Here is a 3,892-nt window from a genome sequence, read left to right as displayed (position 1 = left end):
TTTAGACTTTGAACTTTAGACTTTGAACTTGTTTTTACTCCTCTTCCTTTCGGTAAATACCGGGTAAAGCCAAACTATAATGAACAGCCAACGATCTGATAATTATTACCACAAAAATAGAGAGTATCTGATTCCATATTAGGTTCAGGTTAAAATAAAGTCCTCCCATATAAACCATTCCTCCCAGCAATGATGCAGTAGCGTATACCTCTTTGTGAAATATTAATGGGATTTCATTTACCAAAACATCTCTTATCACTCCTCCAAAAGAACCGGTCATTACTCCAAGAGCTAAAATAATTACAGGATTTAGATTAAACTGGGTTCCAATTTCTATACCTATAATTGTAAATACTGCAAGTCCGATTGTATCAAAAAGAGAAAGAGTTCTGCTCAAATAACCTAACATTTTCCTGAAAACTATTGCAACAAAAGTGCCTACCATTATTGCATAAACTGTAACAGGATATACCATCCAAAAAACAGGAACTCTTCCCAAAAGAGCATCACGCAAAGTCCCGCCACCTACAGCAGCTACAAAAGCAATAATAAATACACCAAACAAGTCCAGCTTTTTTCTCATTGCGGTTAGTGCTCCCGATATAGCAAATACAAAAACACCTATTATATCAAGTATTTCAACAACCTCTTCCAATTGAATTGAATTTTAAGTTAGTATTCAAATTTTGCCAAAAAAAATCAATTATACTAACCTTAGGCTGATTTATTTTGTGTTTAGATGCCAGACATTAGATGTAAGACCTCAGACCCCTCTGATTTTCTCTCAATACTAACTTTTAACCCTTCGACTCCCTTCGGCGTCGCTCAGGGTAAACTACAAACTTAAACACGATAGACTTTTTTTATCTAAAAACTTTTTACTATAATTGCACTTTATCAAAATAAACATCAACTCTATTATATATATACGATATGACAATAACTCAATTAGAATACGTTTTAGCAGTTGCTACATATAAAAACTTCACTTTGGCTTCTGAGAAATGCTTTGTAACACAGCCTACTTTAAGTATGCAGATTCAAAAACTTGAAGAAGAACTGAGTGTTAAAATTTTTGACCGTTCAAAAAAGCCGATAAAAGTCACGGAAATTGGAAAATCGATTGTTGAGCAGGCAAAAACTGTAGTCAATGAATCAAAACGAATTTCTGATATAGTAGATACGGAAAAAGGAAAGATTACGGGAGATTTTAAAATTGGAATTATCCCTACAATAATACCGACACTCTTACCGCTATTTCTAAAAACCTTCATGAAAAGATACCCTGAGGTAAAACTTACTATTGAAGAGTTACAAACACATCAAATTATCGATCAGCTAAGAGACGGAATTATTGACGTTGGTATTGCTGCCACGCCACTTGAGGAAGACGACATTTTCGAAAAACCAATATATTACGAACCATTTGTGGCATACCTTCCGGATAATCACAGATTAAGCAACAGAAAAAGACTTAAATCAGAAGACCTGGAACTAACTGAAATGTTACTTTTGGAAGAAGGTCATTGTTTTAGAAATAACATTATCAACCTGTGTAAATCTGATCAGGAATTATATTCATCTAAACTAAATCTGGAAACAGGAAGTTTTGACGCACTGGTACAACTTACAAAAGACGGTTTTGGCTACACTTTACTGCCATACCTGCACACAAAGAGAATGAAACCCGAAGATGAGCAAAAATTAAAGGAATTTGAAAAACCATTTCCGGCAAGAGAAGTAAGTATTGTTTATGGTAAAGGTCAACTGAAACTTCAGATCATTGAGGCACTTACAAAAACAATTAATGCCATAATAAAAGGGGTCATACTCACTGAAGATACTCAGATCATAAGCCCCCTATAAGGTATCATCTAAATTAACTTCGATATGTTAGGTTAAGTCAAAAAAACTTTGATCTAACCGAACATATCGAAATTTAATAGATATTAAAATTTACTTTGTATTTGTTTTACTCTTACTAAACAAGGTTTCAACTGCGGTTCGTCTTTAAACTGTTCGAGAATCCATTGTTTTAGTTCAAATACTTCGTAAGGCAGTAGCCTTGCGATTGCTTTGGTAAGTTCTGTTTGAAATAAATCGGCATTAAAACTCACTTTTTTAAGAATTGTTTTGGTGTAATCTAAAAATGCTCTGGCCATATTAAGTAGGTAATTTATTTATAAGATTAATCAATTATCAACCTCATCCTGGAAAAATTCCATGGCTAATATAATATTTTTATAATAAATAATGACCTTAAAAAACGACCAGTTATTAACAAAAGAATTTATACTACTGTCATTCAGCTCTTTACTGTTTTTCAGCAGCTTCAACATGATTATTCCGGAACTTCCCAATTACCTGACATCTCTGGGAGGAGCTGAATACAAAGGATATATCATCTCATTATTTACTTTAACAGCAGCATTTTCAAGACCTTTCAGCGGAAAGCTTACAGATAGCATTGGCAGAGTTCCAATAATGATTTTTGGTGCATCGGTAGCTTTTATTGTAGGAATATCATACCCCCTTTTTACAAGTGTAGCAGGCTTTCTTTTTTTGAGACTGATTCACGGATTTTCAACCGGTTTTAAACCAACAGGTACATCGGCATATATAGCAGATATAGTTCCTGAAAACAGACGCGGTGAAGCAATGGGTATTTTAGGAGTTGCAACAAGTCTGGGAATGGCTTTAGGTCCAACAATTGGCACCAAGGTAGCTTCGACATTCGGTTATGACATATTATTTTATTCATCGGGTTCAATTGCCCTGTTATCGATAATAATACTTTTCAACCTTAAAGAAACATTAGATAATAAAAAGCGAAAACCATTCTCGTTTAAACTACTTAAAATCAGCAAAGATGATTTTTTTGAACCACGGGTTATTGCTCCGGCAATAGTATTCTTATTCTCTACCTTCTCGTTTGGTTTAATACTCACAATTATACCCGACCTTAGTGAAAGTATTGGTATAAACGACAAAGGTATCTACTTTACTATTTTTGTATTAAGCTCAATCCTTATAAGATTTATTGCCGGTAAAGCATCTGATCTTCACGGCAGGATTCCGGTAATTGTTGCCTCAATGGTTTTATTGATAGTTTCAATGCTACTGTTAACCTTCGTTCAAACCCCAACAACTTTCTACCTTTCGGCTTTCGTATATGGTATAAGTTTAGGAATGAGTTCTCCAACTGTTTTTGCATGGACAGCCGATTTGGCTAATCCAAAACAAATTGGCAGAGCCTTCGCTACCATATACATCGCCCTTGAAGTAGGAATTGGAATCGGGGCATTTGTATCTGCAAAGATTTATGCTAACAATCCGGAGTTTTTCGGCTTCACATTTGCTTCAGGTGCGATTACAGCACTTTTTGCACTAATTTATTCCTACAGTAAATTCAAGACAAAACATAGAAATTCAAGGCTTTAAGAAAGATGGAATTATATGTTTCAAAAAAAATATATTTTTTCATTGAAAAACATTTTGAACTACAAAAAACTGTACTATATTTGCACCCGCAAAAGCCGATGTAGCTCAGCTGGCTAGAGCAGCTGATTTGTAATCAGCAGGTCGTGGGTTCGAGTCCCTCCATCGGCTCTTTTAGAGTCCTTTTGCAAAAAAAGTACTATGTTGACAGAAGTAATTCATCAACACATAAAAGTTCTTATTTATACTATTGTAAAGTAAAAAAATTACGCCGATGTAGCTCAGCTGGCTAGAGCAGCTGATTTGTAATCAGCAGGTCGTGGGTTCGAGTCCCTCCATCGGCTCTTTTTTATTTACATATTAATTTTTGCCGATGTAGCTCAGCTGGCTAGAGCAGCTGATTTGTAATCAGCAGGTCGTGGGTTCGAGTCCCTCCATCGGCTCTTGAAAAAAA

The 3,892-nt window shown here is 35.1% G+C and carries 4 protein-coding genes and 3 tRNA genes; 5 read left to right on the top strand and 2 right to left on the bottom strand.

The window, feature by feature from the left end; genetic code table 11:
• Positions 1 to 34: 34 nt before the first annotated feature.
• Entirely contained in the window at positions 35 to 655 is a 621-nt protein-coding gene (locus ABFR62_13545; protein MEN8139442.1) for a trimeric intracellular cation channel family protein, read from the bottom strand.
• 278 nt (positions 656 to 933) lie between these two features.
• Between ABFR62_13545 and ABFR62_13540 the strand changes: the two genes are divergently transcribed.
• Positions 934 to 1,866: a LysR substrate-binding domain-containing protein gene (locus ABFR62_13540; protein ID MEN8139441.1), complete on the top strand. Its 933-nt coding sequence runs from the start codon at positions 934 to 936 to the stop codon at positions 1,864 to 1,866.
• Positions 1,867 to 1,949: 83 nt separating this feature from the next.
• Here the strand turns inward: ABFR62_13540 and ABFR62_13535 are convergent, their stop codons facing one another.
• Positions 1,950 to 2,162 (bottom strand): hypothetical protein, encoded by a 213-nt coding sequence (locus ABFR62_13535; protein MEN8139440.1) that lies wholly within the window; start codon positions 2,160 to 2,162, stop codon positions 1,950 to 1,952.
• 91 nt (positions 2,163 to 2,253) lie between these two features.
• Here ABFR62_13535 and ABFR62_13530 point away from each other — a divergent pair, with 91 nt between their 5' ends.
• The 4 genes from ABFR62_13530 to ABFR62_13515 all read left to right on the top strand — a co-directional run bounded on the left by ABFR62_13530 (position 2,254) and on the right by ABFR62_13515 (position 3,881).
• The gene (locus tag ABFR62_13530; GenBank protein ID MEN8139439.1) at positions 2,254 to 3,441 is read left to right on the top strand and encodes an MFS transporter; all 1,188 of its coding nucleotides are present in this window, start codon (positions 2,254 to 2,256) and stop codon (positions 3,439 to 3,441) included.
• Positions 3,442 to 3,535: 94 nt separating this feature from the next.
• Positions 3,536 to 3,609, top strand: a tRNA-Thr gene (locus ABFR62_13525).
• A gap of 99 nt (positions 3,610 to 3,708) precedes the next feature.
• Positions 3,709 to 3,782 (top strand) — tRNA-Thr (locus tag ABFR62_13520).
• A gap of 25 nt (positions 3,783 to 3,807) precedes the next feature.
• A tRNA-Thr gene (locus tag ABFR62_13515) sits at positions 3,808 to 3,881 on the top strand.
• Positions 3,882 to 3,892: the final 11 nt, after the last annotated feature.

Source organism: Bacteroidota bacterium (genome assembly GCA_039714315.1).
GTDB lineage: Bacteria > Bacteroidota > Bacteroidia > Flavobacteriales > JADGDT01 > JADGDT01.
Note: the sequence above shows the minus strand (reverse complement) of the source record. Positions and strands in the feature narration are given on the sequence as shown.